At 59.3% G+C, this 16730-nt stretch carries 14 protein-coding genes; 11 read left to right on the forward strand and 3 right to left on the reverse strand.

Annotated features, from left to right (window positions below; all coding sequences use genetic code 11):
• Positions 1-86 precede the first annotated feature (86 nt).
• On the reverse strand, positions 87-593 hold the full coding sequence (locus PSTU_RS0116205) for an outer membrane protein assembly factor BamE (protein WP_019342060.1): 507 nt from the start codon (positions 591-593) through the stop codon (positions 87-89).
• Positions 594-686: 93 nt separating this feature from the next.
• Here PSTU_RS0116205 and fur point away from each other — a divergent pair, with 93 nt between their 5' ends.
• A complete protein-coding gene (gene fur, locus PSTU_RS0116210) occupies positions 687-1094 on the forward strand; it encodes a ferric iron uptake transcriptional regulator (protein ID WP_019342061.1) in 408 nt (135 codons plus the stop codon).
• Positions 1095-1377: 283 nt separating this feature from the next.
• On the opposite strand, the gene recN is transcribed toward fur, so the two are convergent.
• A complete protein-coding gene (gene recN / locus PSTU_RS0116215) occupies positions 1378-3054 on the reverse strand; it encodes a DNA repair protein RecN (protein WP_019342062.1) in 1677 nt (558 codons plus the stop codon).
• A 235-nt stretch (positions 3055-3289) separates the two neighbouring features.
• On the opposite strand from recN, the gene grpE reads away from it, so the two are divergent.
• The 8 genes from grpE to PSTU_RS0116255 all read left to right on the forward strand — a co-directional run bounded on the left by grpE (position 3290) and on the right by PSTU_RS0116255 (position 13523).
• Entirely contained in the window at positions 3290-3859 is a 570-nt protein-coding gene (gene grpE, locus PSTU_RS0116220; protein ID WP_019342063.1) for a nucleotide exchange factor GrpE, read from the forward strand.
• 96 nt (positions 3860-3955) lie between these two features.
• Positions 3956-5869, forward strand: coding sequence for a molecular chaperone DnaK (dnaK, locus tag PSTU_RS0116225; protein WP_019342064.1), 1914 nt, complete (start codon positions 3956-3958; stop codon positions 5867-5869).
• A 168-nt stretch (positions 5870-6037) separates the two neighbouring features.
• A complete protein-coding gene (dnaJ, locus tag PSTU_RS0116230; RefSeq protein ID WP_019342065.1) occupies positions 6038-7165 on the forward strand; it encodes a molecular chaperone DnaJ in 1128 nt (375 codons plus the stop codon).
• A 77-nt stretch (positions 7166-7242) separates the two neighbouring features.
• A complete protein-coding gene (gene dapB, locus PSTU_RS0116235) occupies positions 7243-8049 on the forward strand; it encodes a 4-hydroxy-tetrahydrodipicolinate reductase (protein WP_019342066.1) in 807 nt (268 codons plus the stop codon).
• A 191-nt stretch (positions 8050-8240) separates the two neighbouring features.
• Positions 8241-9389, forward strand: coding sequence for a glutamine-hydrolyzing carbamoyl-phosphate synthase small subunit (gene carA / locus PSTU_RS0116240; RefSeq protein WP_019342067.1), 1149 nt, complete (start codon positions 8241-8243; stop codon positions 9387-9389).
• 30 nt (positions 9390-9419) lie between these two features.
• Complete coding sequence (carB, locus tag PSTU_RS0116245) at positions 9420-12641, forward strand: carbamoyl-phosphate synthase large subunit (RefSeq protein ID WP_019342068.1); 3222 nt, start codon at positions 9420-9422, stop codon at positions 12639-12641.
• The gene (gene greA, locus PSTU_RS0116250) at positions 12638-13114 is read left to right on the forward strand and encodes a transcription elongation factor GreA (protein ID WP_019342069.1); all 477 of its coding nucleotides are present in this window, start codon (positions 12638-12640) and stop codon (positions 13112-13114) included. Before carB ends, greA begins: the two co-directional genes overlap by 4 nt.
• 10 nt (positions 13115-13124) lie before the next feature.
• Positions 13125-13523, forward strand: coding sequence for a hypothetical protein (locus PSTU_RS0116255; protein ID WP_019342070.1), 399 nt, complete (start codon positions 13125-13127; stop codon positions 13521-13523).
• A 22-nt stretch (positions 13524-13545) separates the two neighbouring features.
• On the opposite strand, the gene PSTU_RS0116260 is transcribed toward PSTU_RS0116255, so the two are convergent.
• Complete coding sequence (locus PSTU_RS0116260) at positions 13546-13857, reverse strand: YhbY family RNA-binding protein (RefSeq protein ID WP_019342071.1); 312 nt, start codon at positions 13855-13857, stop codon at positions 13546-13548.
• Positions 13858-13938: 81 nt separating this feature from the next.
• Here PSTU_RS0116260 and rlmE point away from each other — a divergent pair, with 81 nt between their 5' ends.
• Together rlmE and ftsH are read left to right on the forward strand one after the other, a co-directional pair.
• Complete coding sequence (gene rlmE / locus PSTU_RS0116265) at positions 13939-14589, forward strand: 23S rRNA (uridine(2552)-2'-O)-methyltransferase RlmE (protein ID WP_019342072.1); 651 nt, start codon at positions 13939-13941, stop codon at positions 14587-14589.
• A gap of 190 nt (positions 14590-14779) precedes the next feature.
• Complete coding sequence (ftsH, locus tag PSTU_RS0116270; RefSeq protein ID WP_019342073.1) at positions 14780-16690, forward strand: ATP-dependent zinc metalloprotease FtsH; 1911 nt, start codon at positions 14780-14782, stop codon at positions 16688-16690.
• Positions 16691-16730 lie beyond the last annotated feature (40 nt).

The raw sequence follows: 16730 nt of genomic DNA on the forward strand, positions 1-16730 counted from the left end.
CCCGATGCGGTGCATCGGGCGTTCTGAATACCTCAAATTTAGCCGAAACGGTGTAAACCTATTTCAGGACTAGACATACTCCAGGGCTAGTCTGTTTCCAGTCTGCCTGGCGTCGGCACCGGAACCGGCTCGGCCGCGTCAACGTCGCGCTGGATCTGTTCGAGCAGAGAGCCGGGCTCGGTGGCCTCTGGCTCGGTGCTGACGGGGTCGTCGGTGCTTGCCGGTAGATCTGTTCCCAGAATGGCTTCGTCACGGCTCACGCCGGGCTTGAAGTCACCCGCGAGACCGGCGAGTTGGTCGTTGGCATTGAATACAAGGCTAACCCGCTCCTGCTGGCGCTGACTGCCACCTGGCTGAATGCTGTACAGATAATCCCAGCGGTTGGCGTGGAATGTGTCGGTGATCAGCGGGTTGCCCATGATAAACCGCACTTGTGAGCGGGTCATTCCCGGGCGCAACTGGTCTATCATGTCCTGTGTTACGACATTGCCCTGTTGAATGTCGACCTTGTAAACCCCGGGGAATGAACAACCGGCGAGTGCGAACAGGCCCACTAGCGTGAGACTGGACAGCATGAGCTTGGTGTTTTGCATCGGTAGGTGACTTCCACTATCTTGGCTGGGCAAAGCCCGGATCATACCCGTATTGAAGGAGGCTGCGAAACAGCAGCAGCGAGAAAGCCGACCATGGTTGAAAATAGCGAACTACGCAAAGCTGGCCTCAAAGTAACCCTGCCACGGGTCAAGATCCTGCAGATGCTGGATACCACTGATCGGCGTCATATGAGCGCTGAGGACGTTTACAAGGCGTTGATGGAGGCCGGCGAGGATGTCGGTCTGGCAACTGTTTACCGCGTGTTGACCCAGTTCGAGGCGGCCGGTCTTGTAGTTCGGCATAACTTCGACGGTGGTCATGCCGTGTTTGAACTGGCTGACGGCGGCCACCATGATCATATGGTGTGTGTCGACAGCGGCGACGTCATCGAGTTTTTCGATCCCGAGATCGAGAAGCTGCAGAAGGAAATCGTCAGGCGTCACGGCTATGACTTGGTGGACCACAATCTGGTGTTGTACGTCCGCAAGAAGGCCGACTGATCTGCGGGCCTGCGGCATGAAAGGCGATTCGGATCGTCTTGCCTAGAAAATGAGCCCCGCCAATTGGTGGGGTTCTTTTTTAGGGGAGAGTTATCCGGCCAGCTTGCCGATATTCCGTCGCATTGGCGGATTCCGAACATGTCGGCAGCCATCCACCCGCACGCAGATAAAGTTCATTGCCGGCAAATGATGGCTGCCAGCAACAGGTGTCGGTCGGAAGTGTTCTGCTTTGGTCGTCGCTACGGTTAGGCTTGCTCAGACTCAGACTCGGCCCAGTCCAAGGTTAGGATAGCTGCGCGGAGCCAATCATCTGCCGGGCGTGAGCGAGTGCTTGCTCAGTCAGATCGACGCCGCCCAGCATGCGCGCGATTTCCTCAATCCGCTCGCTATTACCCAATGCAGCCACTGCCGTATGGGTTTCGTCAGTGCCGCGCGCCTTGTGTACGAACAGGTGGTGATGTCCCTGCGCCGCGACTTGTGGCAGGTGGGTTACGGTCAGCACCTGGCCGCGCTCCCCAAGTCTACGAAGCAGTTGGCCGACTATTTCCGCGGTCGGACCACCGATACCGACGTCAACTTCATCAAATACCAATGTCGGTACGCGGGACGTTTGGGCGGTGATTACCTGAATCGCCAAGCTGATGCGCGATAGCTCACCGCCCGAGGCGACCTTCGCCAGCGGGCGCAGTGGCTGGCCTGGGTTGGCGCTAACCAGAAACTCAACCTGCTCCAGGCCATGCGGCATGAGATCGCCTTCAGCGCAAGGCTTCAGGACAACGCTGAACCTGCCGCCCGGCATGCCCAGTCGCTGGATCTCGGTTGCGACCGCCGTTCCCAATGATTCGGCTGCCTGGTGGCGCGCGGTGCTTAGCTCTTGTGCCTTTTCGCGGTAGTGGCGTTCGTATGCGGCGAGCTCCTCGCTCAGTTGCTCGACAGCTGTATCGTCGGCATTCAGGCTTTCCAGCTCTTCGAATAGTTGTTGCTGCAGCGCCGGCAGCTCCGGCGGCTGCACGCGGTGTTTGCGTGCCAGGGTGTAGATGCTGTCGAGGCGTTCCTCCAGCGCCTGTTGGCGCTGAGGGTCGGAGTCGAAGTGATCGAGAAAGCGATTGAGTTCGCCGACTGCTTCTTCGACCTGGATCTGCGCGCTGGACAGCAGGTTGACTGCCTCGCCAAGTGCGCCGGGCTGGTTCTGAAACCCGGTGAGCCGCTGCAGGCTGGACGTGAGTGCCGAAAGCACGTTGCCGGCATCGCTCTCGCTGCACAGCTCAATCACCTGGCGGCAGGCGCCGAGCAGATGCTCGGCGTTGGCGAGGTTCTTGTGCTCCTGCTCCAGTTGCTCCAGCTCGTCCTCGCCTAATGCAAGGGTTTCCAGTTCTTCGATCTGGTAGCTCAGCAGTTGATGGCGGGCGCGTTGCTCATCGCTGCTATTGGTTAAGCGCTCAAGGCTTTGCCGGGTTTGCCGCCAGCGTTGAGCAGCCAGTTGAACCTGGCGCGCAAGATCCTGATTGCCGCTGTACTCGTCGAGCAGCCTCCGGTGAGTATCAGGTTTGAGCAGAGATTGGTGCTCGTGCTGGCTGTGAATATCGATCAGCAGCTCACCAAGCGCCTTAAGGTCACCTTGCGGGCAGGGTGTTCCGTTGATATAGCCGCGCGAACGTCCTTCAGCCGTGATGACGCGGCGCAAGATGCATGGACCATCGCTGTCCAGGTCGCGCTCGGCCAGCCAGGCTTTTGCGTCGGGAATGTCATCCAGATCGAAGCTGGCGAGAATATCCGCCTTGTCCGCGCCAATGCGGACCACGCTGCTATCTGCGCGATCACCGAGGGTGAGGGCCAGCGCGTCGAGCATGATCGACTTGCCTGCGCCGGTCTCGCCGCTGATCACGCTCATGCCGCGTTTCAGCTCGAGGTCGAGATGCTCGACGATGGCGTAATTGTGAACGGAGAGGTGAACCAGCATGGCAGGGCTCCTGGGCGGTTGACTGTGTATTTATACAGTTACTTAGTGGGGCGCCACAAGCTGCTCTGCTTGAGTGGTATGTAAACAAAGTGGGTGCTTCAGTCCCCAGTGCTCACGCGAGCTCCGTACATGCATCTTCGATATGCCGAACTGCCCTTGAAGCAGATTTTGTTGCCCCCATATAGCGGCACAAGCGCGGGTCGACGCCCGCTGACGTATCGATGAGGAGGACCGCATGGTCGACGAGCAGAACCTGGACAACCAGACCCCTGATGAAAGCGAGACCGCACAAGCCGAGGTGGCCGAGGATCTGGCTGGTCGCGTGCATTCACTGGAAGAGCAGTTGGCCGCGGCGCAGGATCAATCTCTGCGTGTGGCGGCGGAGTTGCAAAATATCCGTCGTCGCGCCGAGCAGGATGTTGAGAAAGCACACAAGTTCGCGCTGGAAAAGTTTGCCGGCGACCTGTTGGCTGTCGCTGACAGTCTGGAGCGCGGCCTCGAGCTGTCTCGCCCGGATGACGAAGCTGTCCGGCCGATGCGTGAAGGCGTCGAGCTGACGTTCAAGTTGTTGCTCGACACCTTGGCGCGTCATCAGTTAGTGCAGATTGACCCACAGGGTGAGCCCTTCAACCCCGAGCATCACCAGGCTATGGCCATGGAAGAAAGCACCCATGCCGAGCCAGGCAGTGTGCTCAAGGTGTTTCAAAAGGGCTATCTGCTCAATGGGCGGCTGTTGCGCCCGGCGATGGTCGTCGTCAGCAAGGCGCCAGCAGAAACCCCGCCTTCGATTGATGAGAAGGCTTGAATTTCAGCGGCTGACCCCCATCTGGTAGCCAAGCGTTTTTGTATTACCCGCAGCCGGTAAACAGGCGCGGATCAATCAAAGTTCGGAGAGAAGCACATGGGCAAAATTATCGGTATCGACCTGGGAACGACCAACTCCTGCGTCTCAATCCTGGAAAACGGCAAGGCCAAGGTGATCGAGAACGCCGAAGGCGGTCGCACCACTCCATCGATCATTGCTTACGCCAATGACGGTGAAATCCTTGTTGGTCAGTCGGCCAAGCGTCAGGCTGTTACCAACCCGCACAACACGCTGTACGCGGTGAAACGACTGATCGGTCGTCGTTTCGATGAAGAAGTCGTGCAGAAAGATATCCAGATGGTCCCCTACAAGATTGTCAAAGCGGATAACAGCGATGCCTGGGTGGAGGTGAACAGCCAGAAGATGGCCCCGCCGCAGATTTCCGCGGAAATCCTCAAGAAGATGAAGAAGACCGCCGAAGACTACCTCGGCGAGCCGGTTACCGAAGCGGTGATCACCGTCCCGGCTTACTTCAATGACAGCCAGCGTCAGGCCACCAAGGACGCCGGCCGTATCGCCGGTCTGGACGTCAAGCGCATCATCAACGAGCCGACCGCAGCCGCGCTGGCCTATGGCATGGACAAGGCCAAGGGCGACCACACCGTGATCGTCTATGACCTGGGTGGCGGTACCTTCGACGTGTCGGTGATCGAAATCGCCGAGGTCGACGGTGAGCACCAGTTCGAAGTGCTGGCCACCAACGGTGACACCTTCCTCGGCGGTGAGGACTTCGACATTCGCCTCATCGACTACCTTGTCGACGAGTTCAAGAAAGAAAGCGGCATGAACCTCAAGGGTGACCCGCTGGCCATGCAGCGCCTCAAGGAGGCCGCTGAGAAGGCCAAGATCGAGCTGTCCTCCAGCCAGCAGACCGACGTCAACCTGCCATATATCACTGCAGACTCGACCGGTCCGAAGCACCTGAACGTAAAAATTTCTCGCGCCAAGCTCGAAGCGCTGGTCGAGGATCTGGTGCAGCGCACCATCGAGCCGTGCCGCATTGCGATGAAAGATGCCGGCATCGATGTCTCTAAGATCGACGATGTGATTCTGGTCGGTGGCCAGACCCGCATGCCGCTGGTACAGCAGAAGGTCGCCGAGTTCTTCGGCAAGGAGGCGCGCAAGGACGTTAACCCGGATGAAGCCGTTGCCATGGGTGCTGCCATTCAGGGCGCCGTTCTGGCCGGTGACGTCAAGGACGTGCTGCTGCTCGACGTATCCCCGCTGACCCTGGGTATCGAAACCATGGGCGGCGTGATGACCGCGCTGATCGAGAAGAACACCACCATCCCGACCAAGAAGTCGCAGGTGTTCTCCACCGCCGATGACAACCAGAGCGCCGTGACCATTCACGTGCTGCAGGGCGAGCGCAAGCAGGCCAGTGGTAACAAGTCGCTGGGTCGTTTCGATCTGGCCGAGATTCCGCCGGCGCCGCGCGGCATGCCGCAGATCGAAGTCACCTTCGACATCGATGCCAACGGCATCTTGCACGTATCGGCAAAGGACAAGGCCACCGGCAAGCATCAGTCCATCGTGATCAAGGCCAACTCAGGTCTGTCCGAGGAGGAAATCGAGCAGATGGTGCGTGACGCCGAGGCCAATGCCGAGGAAGACCGCAAGTTCGAGGAGCTGGTCACGGTTCGCAACCAGGGCGATCAGCTGGTTCATGCGACCCGCAAGATGCTCACCGAAGCCGGTGACAAGGCCAGCGAAGAAGACAAGACCAACATCGAAAAAGCCATCGGCGAACTGGAAATGGCCGTCAAGGGCGACGACAAGGCTGAGATCGAGGCCAAGATCGCGGCAGTCTCGCAGGCGTCCACACCGCTGGCGCAGAAGATGTACGCCGAGCAGCCTCAGGGCGGCGAAGGCGAGCAGGCCGGCGACAATGGGCAGTCTGGTGACGACGTTGTCGACGCTGAGTTTGAAGAGGTCAAGGACAACAAGTAAGCCGCGGCTTATGACCTCCATGAGCGGAGGAAGCGCAAAGGCCATTCAGGCTGCTGCCGTTTGCTCCAGCCTGATGCGGTGATGCCGCAAAGGGCCTGATCGCCGCGCGGGGGCTTGCTCCCGCGTCGGCGTGTCTGGAGGGTACGAATTTGAAGGTTCAGGAAACTTATGGCCAAACGTGACTATTACGAAGTGCTGGGTGTCGAGCGCGGCGCCAGCGAGGCGGAGCTGAAGAAGGCTTATCGTCGCCTCGCAATGAAGCATCATCCGGACCGTAATCCCGGAGACAAGGCCGCTGAAGACGCATTCAAGGAGGCCAACGAGGCTTACGAAGTGCTTTCCGATGCTGGCAAACGTCAGGCTTATGACCAATACGGTCATGCTGGCGTCGATCCTCAGATGGGTGCTGGCGCGGGCGCGGCGTACGGTAACGCCAATTTCTCCGATATCTTTGGCGACGTGTTCAGCGATTTCTTCGCTGGCGGTCGTGGCAGCTCGCGTGGCGGTGCTCAGCGCGGCAGTGATCTGCGCTATACCCTTGAGCTGGATCTGGAGGAGGCCGTGCGAGGTACGACGGTAACCATCCGAGTCCCGACTCTGGCCGAGTGTAAGACGTGTGATGGCTCCGGTGCCAAGAAGGGTACCAGCCCGGTGACCTGTACCACCTGCGGCGGCATCGGTCAGGTGCGCATGCAGCAGGGTTTCTTCTCGGTGCAACAGACCTGCCCACGCTGTCATGGCAGCGGCAAGATGATTTCCGATCCTTGTGGCAGCTGCCATGGGCAGGGTCGCGTCGAAGAGCAGAAGACGCTTTCGGTCAAAGTGCCGCCGGGCGTCGATACCGGTGACCGAATTCGTTTGACGGGTGAGGGCGAGGCGGGCGCTCAGGGCGGTCCGGCAGGTGACCTCTATGTCGTGGTCAACGTGCGTGAGCATCCGATCTTCCAGCGCGACGGCAAGCACCTGTACTGCGAAGTGCCGATCAGCTTTGCCGATGCGGCGCTGGGTGGTGAATTGGAAGTTCCAACGCTCGATGGGCGCGTGAAGTTGAAGATCCCGGAGGGTACTCAGACCGGTAAGCAGTTCCGTCTGCGTGGCAAGGGCGTTGCTCCTGTGCGTGGCGGCGCGGCCGGCGACCTGTTGTGCCGGGTTGCTGTGGAAACGCCGGTCAATCTGGGCAAACGTCAGCGCGAGATACTCGATGAGTTCCGCAAGACCCTGCAGAGCGATAGCTCGCATTCGCCAAAGGCCAGCGGCTGGTTCGAAGGCGTGAAGCGATTTTTTGGCGATCTTTAATCCGGCGGCAAGCTGCAGGCGGCAGCCTTTCTGAAGGCGCTCTTGCAGCTTGAGGCTTGCAGCTTGGAGCTGTTTCTATGCGACGTATTGCAGTAACGGGCGCCGCGGGGCGTATGGGCAAGACGCTGGTCGAGGCTGTTCAGCAAACCGCCGGGGCCGCTGGATTGACCGCGGCTATCGATCGACCTGACAGCACTCTGGTCGGCGCTGATGCGGGCGAGTTGGCGGCTATTGGGCGGCTCGGCGTGCCGCTGATCGGTGAGGTGGCGAAGGTCGTCGACGAGTTCGATGTGCTGATCGATTTCACTCATCCTTCGGTCACGCTGAAAAATCTTGAAGTGTGCCGACGCGCCGGCAAAGCGATGGTAATCGGCACCACCGGTTTCTCTGTCGCAGAGAAAGAGAAGCTGGCGGCCGCCGCGCAGGATATCCCCATCGTGTTTGCGGCAAATTTCAGTGTCGGCGTGAATTTGTGCCTGAAGTTGCTTGATACGGCTGCACGCGTGCTGGGTGACGAGGTCGATATCGAGATCATCGAAGCGCATCACCGGCACAAGGTCGACGCACCGTCGGGCACTGCGTTACGCATGGGTGAGGTTGTCGCGCAGGCGCTTGGTCGTGATCTGCAGAAGGTGGCCGTATATGGTCGCGAAGGCCAGACGGGTGCCCGTGCGCGGGAGACGATCGGTTTTGCCACCGTGCGCGCCGGCGATGTAGTGGGGGATCACACGGTCCTGTTCGCCGCCGAAGGCGAGCGGGTCGAGATCACCCATAAGGCATCGAGTCGGATGACTTTTGCCAAGGGGGCCGTGCGTGCTGCGTTGTGGCTTGAGCAGCAGCCGGCGGGTTTGTACGACATGCAGGACGTGCTCGGGTTGCGTTGAGAAATGCGGCCGCCTGGCGTTCGGGTGGATTTCGGGTGGACCTGAAAGGGTGTTTTCTGTAAGCTTCCCGTTTTAGTGTGTCCACTAAAAGTTGCGCAGAATGAATCAAATAAAAAGCGGGATGACCTTCACACGTCATCCCGCTTTTTTACAATCTGCGCCTGCTTCAGCCTTGATCTTTGGGAGGTCTCTTGACTAAGCCAGCCCTTGCGCCAGCCATTTTGGCCCTTGCCGATGGCAGTATCTTTCGCGGCGAATCCATCGGCGCCGACGGCCAGACTATCGGTGAGGTGGTGTTCAATACCGCCATGACCGGCTATCAGGAAATCCTCACCGATCCTTCCTATGCCAAGCAAATCGTCACCCTGACCTACCCGCACGTTGGCAATACCGGCACGACGCCGGAAGATGCCGAGTCCTGGAAAGTCTGGGCGGCTGGCCTAGTTATTCGCGACCTGCCGCTGATTTCCAGCAACTGGCGTGACAAGCAAACGCTGCCGGAATACCTCAAGGCCAACGGAACCGTGGCGATTGCTGGAATCGATACCCGACGCTTGACCCGCATTCTTCGCGAGAAAGGCGCTCAGGACGGCTGCATCCTGGCGGGCGCTGACGCGACCGAAGAAAAGGCGTTGGAGCTGGCGCGCAGCTTCCCCGGGCTCAAGGGCATGGACCTGGCCAAGGAGGTCAGCGTCAAAGAGCGTTACGAGTGGCGCTCGACCGTCTGGGACCTGAAGGATGACGGCCATGCCGAGATCCCGGCCAGCGAGCTGCCCTACCATGTGGTGGCGTTCGATTACGGCGTGAAGTACAACATCCTGCGCATGCTGGTCGCACGTGGTTGCCGCGTTACCGTGCTGCCTGCGCAGACCCCGGCCAGCGAGGCGCTGGCGCTGAATCCGGATGGTATCTTCCTGGCCAACGGCCCAGGCGATCCGGAACCGTGCGACTACGCGATCAAGGCGATCCAGGACATTCTCGAAACAGATATTCCGGTGTTTGGCATCTGCCTCGGTCACCAGCTTCTGGCACTCGCCTCTGGCGCCACGACGATGAAAATGCCCAATGGACACCACGGCGCCAACCACCCGGTACAGGACCTGGACACTGGTGTGGTGATGATCACCAGCCAGAACCATGGTTTCGCGGTAGACGAGGCGAGCCTGCCGGGTAACCTGCGTGCGACGCACAAGTCGCTGTTCGACGGCACCCTGCAGGGCATCGAGCGGACCGACAAGGTCGCCTTCAGCTTCCAGGGCCATCCCGAGGCGAGTCCCGGCCCACATGACGTGGCGCCGCTGTTCGACCGCTTCATCGATGCCATGGCCAAGCGCCGCTAAGTCCGCCGAGCACAGAATTCGAGAGAGACCATGCCAAAACGTACAGATATCAAAAGCATTCTGATCCTCGGCGCCGGCCCGATCGTTATCGGCCAGGCGTGCGAGTTCGACTACTCCGGAGCACAGGCCTGCAAAGCGCTGCGCGAGGAAGGGTTCCGCGTCATCCTGGTCAACTCCAATCCGGCGACCATCATGACCGACCCGGCCATGGCCGACGCCACCTACATCGAGCCGATCAAGTGGGCCACCGTAGCCAAGATCATTGAGAAGGAGCGTCCCGACGCGCTGCTGCCGACCATGGGCGGCCAGACCGCGCTGAACTGCGCGCTGGATCTGGAAAAGCACGGCGTGCTGGAAAAGTTCGGCGTCGAGATGATCGGTGCCAATGCCGACACCATCGACAAGGCCGAGGATCGCTCGCGCTTCGACAAGGCGATGAAGAACATCGGTCTGGCGTGCCCGGTTTCCGGCATCGCGCATAACATGGACGAAGCCTACGGCGTGCTCGAAAAGGTCGGATTCCCTTGCATCATCCGTCCGTCATTCACCATGGGCGGCACCGGCGGCGGCATTGCCTACAACCGTGAAGAGTTCGAAGAGATCTGCGCGCGCGGCCTCGACCTGTCGCCGACCAGCGAGCTGCTGATCGACGAATCGCTGATCGGCTGGAAGGAATACGAGATGGAGGTGGTCCGCGACAAAAAGGACAACTGCATCATCGTCTGCGCCATCGAAAACTTCGATCCGATGGGCGTGCACACCGGCGATTCCATCACCGTCGCACCCGCCCAGACCCTGACCGACAAGGAATACCAGATCATGCGCAACGCCTCGCTGGCGGTGCTGCGTGAGATCGGCGTCGAGACGGGCGGCTCCAACGTGCAGTTCGGCATCTGCCCGAACACGGGGCGCATGGTTGTGATCGAGATGAACCCACGTGTGTCGCGCTCCTCCGCGCTGGCTTCCAAGGCTACCGGCTTCCCGATCGCCAAGATCGCGGCGAAGCTGGCCGTCGGTTATACCCTCGACGAGCTGCAGAACGACATCACCGGCGGTCGCACCCCGGCATCCTTCGAGCCGGCGATCGACTACGTCGTCACCAAAATTCCGCGTTTTGCCTTCGAAAAGTTTCCCAAGGCGGATGCTCGCCTGACCACCCAGATGAAATCCGTCGGCGAAGTCATGGCCATCGGTCGTACCTTCCAGGAGTCCGTGCAGAAAGCGCTGCGCGGTCTGGAAGTGGGGGTGTCCGGCTTCGATCCAAAGCTCGATCTGGCCGATCCCGAGAGCGAAAGCACGCTCAAGCGTGAGTTGACCGTGCCCGGTGCGGACCGCATCTGGTACGTTGCCGATGCCTTCCGTGCCGGCAAATCGGTTGCCGAAGTATTCGATCTAACGCGCATCGATGAATGGTTCCTGGTGCAGATCGAAGACCTGATCAAGGAAGAAGAACAGATCAAGACGATGGGGCTGTCGAGCATCGACCGCGACGTCATGTACAAGCTCAAGCGCAAGGGCTTCTCCGACGCGCGTCTGGCCAAGCTGCTCGGCGTGACCGAAAAGAACCTGCGCGCTCACCGGCACAAGCTGAAGGTCCTGCCGGTCTACAAGCGCGTTGACACCTGCGCCGCCGAGTTCGCCACCGACACCGCCTACATGTACTCGACCTACGAGGAAGAGTGCGAGGCCAACCCGTCGAGCCGCGACAAGATCATGATCCTCGGTGGCGGCCCCAACCGCATCGGTCAGGGCATCGAGTTCGACTATTGCTGCGTGCACGCGGCACTAGCCATGCGTGACGACGGTTACGAGACCATCATGGTCAACTGCAACCCGGAAACCGTCTCCACCGACTACGACACCTCGGATCGCCTGTATTTCGAGCCGGTAACGCTGGAAGACGTGCTGGAAATCGTGCGGGTCGAGCAGCCCAAGGGCGTGATCGTCCAGTACGGCGGACAGACTCCTCTGAAGCTGGCGCGCGCGCTGGAAGAAGCGGGCGTACCCATCATCGGAACCAGTCCGGACTCCATCGACCGCGCAGAAGACCGTGAGCGCTTCCAGCAGATGGTCGAGCGCTTGAACTTGCGTCAGCCGCCAAATGCGACCGCGCGCAGCGAGGAAGAAGCCCTGGCGGCCTCGAAAGTCATCGGATATCCGCTGGTGGTGCGTCCCTCTTACGTGTTGGGCGGCCGGGCGATGGAAATCGTTTACCAGGAAGAAGAGCTCAAGCGCTATATGCGCGAAGCGGTGAAGGTTTCCAACGACAGTCCTGTACTACTGGACCACTTCCTGAACTGCGCCATCGAAGTCGATATCGATGCGGTGTGCGACGGTGAGCATGTGGTTATCGGCGCGATCATGCAGCACATCGAGCAGGCTGGTGTGCATTCCGGTGACTCGGCTTGCTCGCTGCCGCCGTATTCGCTGCCAGCGCACATCCAGAACGAGATTCGCGACCAGGTCAAAAAGATGGCTCTGGAGCTTGGTGTCGTCGGCCTGATGAACGTACAGATGGCGGTGCAGGGCGAGGACATCTTCGTGATCGAAGTGAACCCGCGCGCCTCGCGGACCGTGCCGTTCGTGTCCAAGTGCATAGGCGTTTCGCTGGCTATGATTGCGGCTCGCGTCATGGCCGGCAAAACGTTGGCCGAAGTCGGGCTGACGGAAGAAATCATCCCGAACTTCTACAGCGTCAAGGAAGCGGTGTTCCCCTTTGCCAAGTTCCCAGGTGTCGATCCGATCCTCGGCCCGGAGATGAAGTCTACCGGCGAGGTGATGGGCGTGGGCGACAGCTTCGCCGAGGCCTTCGCCAAGGCGCAGTTGGGTGCGAGCGAAATCCTGCCCAACAGTGGCTGCGCGTTCATCAGTGTGCGTGACGACGATAAACCGCATGTGGCTCAGGTAGCGCGAGATCTGATCGAGCTTGGCTTCGAAGTGGTTGCCACGGTCGGCACCGCGAAGCTCATCGAGGCTGCCGGATTGCCGGTGCGTCGAGTAAACAAGGTAACCGAGGGTCGTCCGCACGTTGTCGACATGATCAAGAATGACGAGGTCACCCTGATCATCAATACTACCGAGGGGCGTCAGTCCATCGCTGACTCCTACTCAATCCGTCGTAACGCGCTGCAGCACAAGATCTGCTGCACCACCACACTGGCTGGTGGGCAGGCGATCTGTGAGGCGCTGAAGTTCGGTCCCGAGAAGGCCGTGCGTCGCTTGCAGGATCTCCATGCAGGAATCAAGGCATGACTAAATACCCAATGACCGTCCAGGGCGCACGCGCCCTGGAAGAAGAGCTGCACCATCTCACCAAGGTACTTCGCCCCAAGCTCAGTCACGACATCGGCGTGGCGCGCGAACTGGGGGATCTCAAGGAAAACGCCGAGTATCACGCGGCCCGCGAACAGCAGGGCATGGTCGAGGCGCGGATTCGTGATATCGAAGGGCGTTTACAGAATGCGCAAGTCATTGATGTCAGCAGTATTCCGCATACCGGCAAAGTGATCTTTGGTACTACCGTCGAGATTGCCAATGTCGAGACTGATGAGCGCGTCACCTACCAGATCGTTGGTGAGGACGAAGCGGAGATCAAGCTCGGCAAGATTTCGGTAGGATCTCCAATTGCGCGCGCTCTGATCGGCAAGGCGGAGGGTGACATCGCTGTGGTGAAAACTCCTGGAGGATTGGTCGAGTTCGAGATCGTCGAGGTTCGCCATCTCTGAGACTCGACCAATGCGCGCGGGGGTGATCAGTTGGCAGCTGGCCCAGACATTCTGGGTCGGTGGTCTGTGGCTTCTGCAGTTCGTAATGCTACCGGCGTTGGCCAAGATTGGCCTGGCGCCATTGCTGATCGAAGAGGTCGCGGGCAGTCTGCAGCCCTTGCTGGTCGGCTTCACTGCTTTCTGTGTGCTGCTTCAAGCACTGGTGCTGATCCAGCTCTGCGGACTTCGCAGTCTCTGGCGTGACCTGCGAGGGCAGTTGTTGCTCGCAGTACTGCTGTTGGCAGGGAGCCATCTTGCAGCGCGGGCCGGTATTATCGAATCACCGTACTGGCTGATTTTCAGCTATTTGGCGATGGGGATGTGTGGGTTGATCCTGGTGCTGCAAGTCGCTCCCGGACGGGAGCGCTAGCAGAAGGCGACTGAGGAATGGCTCAGCTCTGAAAGCGATGAATGTTGGATAATTGCTTGTTCACTTTGGGGTTCTTGCGATAGATCAGGGCCATCTTGCCGATGGACTGAACCAATTCGCAGCCGCCAATTTTGCACAATTCTTCGGTTACCACGCGCCGATCGTCGCGCTCGGTGATCCGCAGCTGCACCTTGATCAGTTCATGATCGTTCAGGGCGCGCTCAAGCTCGGCCTGCACGCCTTCGGTCAAGCCGTTCTCGGATACGATCAAGACAGGCTTCAGATGATGGCCGATGGATTTGTACTGTTTCTTCTGCTCGTTAGTGAGCGGCATAATTCGACCCTTGCGTCAGAACCCTGGAAAACGCGGCTAGTGTAACTGACACGCCTTGAGCCGCACAGATGAGGTAACAGCTTGGCACGCTCCAAGACCAGCCCGCGTTGGCTGAAAGAACATTTCGACGACCCCTATGTAAAGATGGCGCAACGCGATGGCTATCGGTCGCGAGCGAGCTACAAGCTGCTCGAGATTCAGGAGAAGGATCGTATCCTGCGGCCAGGCATGACCGTGGTCGATCTCGGTGCCGCTCCGGGCGGCTGGTCTCAGGTGACCAGTCGTGTGATCGGGGACCGTGGCCGTCTGATCGCATCCGATATTCTGCCTATGGACAGTATTGCCGACGTCACCTTTGTTCTCGGCGACTTTACCGAGGATGAAGTGTTCGCTGAGATCCTCCAGGCCATCGGCGAAGCCCAGGTAGACCTTGTGATTTCCGATATGGCCCCCAATATGAGTGGGGTGAAGGTCGCTGATCAGGCTCGGGCAATGTTTCTGTGCGAGCTTGCGCTGGATCTAGCCATGCGGGTGCTGCGCCCGGGCGGAGACTTTCTGATCAAGATTTTTCAGGGGGACGGCTTCGATGCCTACCTGAAGGAAGTCCGACAGAATTTCGACAAGGTTCAGATGCGCAAGCCCTTGTCTTCAAGGGATCGTTCGCGCGAACAGTATCTGCTGGCACGTGGTTATCGGGGTGATGGCAGCGAGATACAGGCGCTGCGGTCTTAGCCGCGAGGGGCTGCAGCTATTCCGGCAAACGCCGGCCCATAGATTTCGGGCTAGCATGTTTCATATCGGGTTACAGACCGAGCTGCGCGTTCAGCAACGTTGTGTAGTAAGTTAGGCCGAGAGCGAACCATCGGCCGTCATGCAGGCTCCCGACAATACGCCTGCTCTAGAGGGTAGTGAATTGAACGACATGGCAAAAAACCTGATTCTGTGGTTGATCATTGCCGCTGTCCTGGTGACGGTGATGAACAACTTTTCCAGCCCGACCGAGCCGCAGACGCTCAATTATTCCGATTTCATCGAGCAGGTGAAAGAAGGTCAGGTCGAGCGCGTGACCGTCGATGGCTTCGTTATCAACGGCAAGCGCAGTGACGGCGAGACCTTCAAGACGATCCGTCCTGCGATTCAGGACAACGGTCTGATCGGTGATCTGATCAACAATAACGTGGTGATCGAAGGTAAACAGCCTGAGCAGCAGAGCATCTGGACGCAGCTGTTGGTCGCGAGCTTCCCGATTCTGGTGATCATCGCAGTGTTTATGTTCTTCATGCGCCAGATGCAGGGCGGAGCGGGCGGCAAGGGCGGCCCGATGAGCTTTGGTAAGAGCAAGGCTCGCTTGCTATCCGAAGACCAGGTGAAAACGACCTTTGCTGATGTGGCCGGCTGTGACGAGGCCAAGGAAGAAGTCACCGAGCTGGTCGAATTCCTGCGCGACCCGGGCAAGTTTCAGCGCCTCGGTGGACGTATCCCTCGCGGTGTACTGATGGTGGGTTCACCGGGCACCGGTAAGACCTTGCTGGCCAAGGCAGTTGCTGGTGAGGCCAAGGTTCCCTTCTTCACTATCTCTGGTTCCGACTTCGTTGAAATGTTTGTAGGCGTCGGTGCCAGTCGTGTTCGCGATATGTTCGAGCAGGCCAAGAAGCATGCGCCATGCATCATCTTCATCGATGAGATCGATGCCGTCGGCCGTCATCGCGGCGCCGGTCTCGGCGGCGGTCATGACGAGCGCGAGCAGACGTTGAACCAGTTGCTGGTCGAAATGGACGGCTTCGAAATGAATGACGGCATTATCGTCATTGCTGCAACTAACCGTCCGGATGTTCTCGATCCTGCCCTGCTTCGCCCTGGTCGTTTCGACCGTCAGGTGGTCGTTGGGCTGCCAGATATTCGTGGTCGCGAACAGATTCTGAAAGTTCATATGCGCAAGGTGCCGCTTGGCGATAGTGTCGAGCCGGCTTTGATTGCGCGTGGCACCCCGGGCTTTTCCGGTGCCGACCTGGCCAATCTGGTCAACGAAGCATCATTGTTCGCTGCGCGCGCCGGCAAGCGTGTGGTCGAAATGAAAGAGTTCGAGCTGGCCAAAGACAAGATCATGATGGGCGCCGAGCGCAAGTCCATGGTCATGTCCGAGAAGGAGCGGCTCAATACGGCTTACCATGAGGCGGGGCATGCGATCGTCGGGCGTGTCGTGCCGGAGCATGATCCGGTCTACAAGGTCTCGATCATCCCGCGTGGCAGAGCGCTTGGTGTCACTATGTTCCTTCCCGAGGAAGACCGTTACAGTCTCTCCAAGCGCGCGTTGATCAGCCAGATCTGCTCGCTGTTCGGTGGTCGTATCGCTGAGGAGATGACGCTCGGCTTCGAGGGTGTCACCACCGGCGCATCCAATGACATCATGCGCGCTACCCAACTGGCTCGTAACATGGTTACCAAGTGGGGCTTGTCCGAAAAACTGGGCCCGCTGATGTATGCGGAGGAGGAGGGTGAAGTATTCCTTGGTCGCAGTGCGGGGAGTCAGCACACCAATGTCTCTGGTGACACAGCGAAGCTGATCGATCTCGAGGTTCGCAGCATCATCGATCAATGCTACGGCACGGCTAAGCAGATTCTCGCCGATAACCGTGACAAGCTTGATGTCATGGCTGAGACGCTGATGAAGTACGAGACCATCGACTCCGACCAGATCGACGACATCATGGCAGGCCGTACGCCACGCGAACCGCGTGATTGGCAAGACGGCTCAGGACCTACCGGAACCCCCGTACAGCCTGAAGGTGGTCGTCCGCAAACGCCGATTGGTGGTCCCGCTGGCGAGCATTAAGCTAAGGCTGTTTCGATGACTGAATCGTTGCAATCGACCC

The sequence above is a fragment of the Stutzerimonas stutzeri SDM-LAC genome (genome assembly GCF_000235745.1).
Lineage (GTDB): Bacteria > Pseudomonadota > Gammaproteobacteria > Pseudomonadales > Pseudomonadaceae > Stutzerimonas > Stutzerimonas stutzeri_H.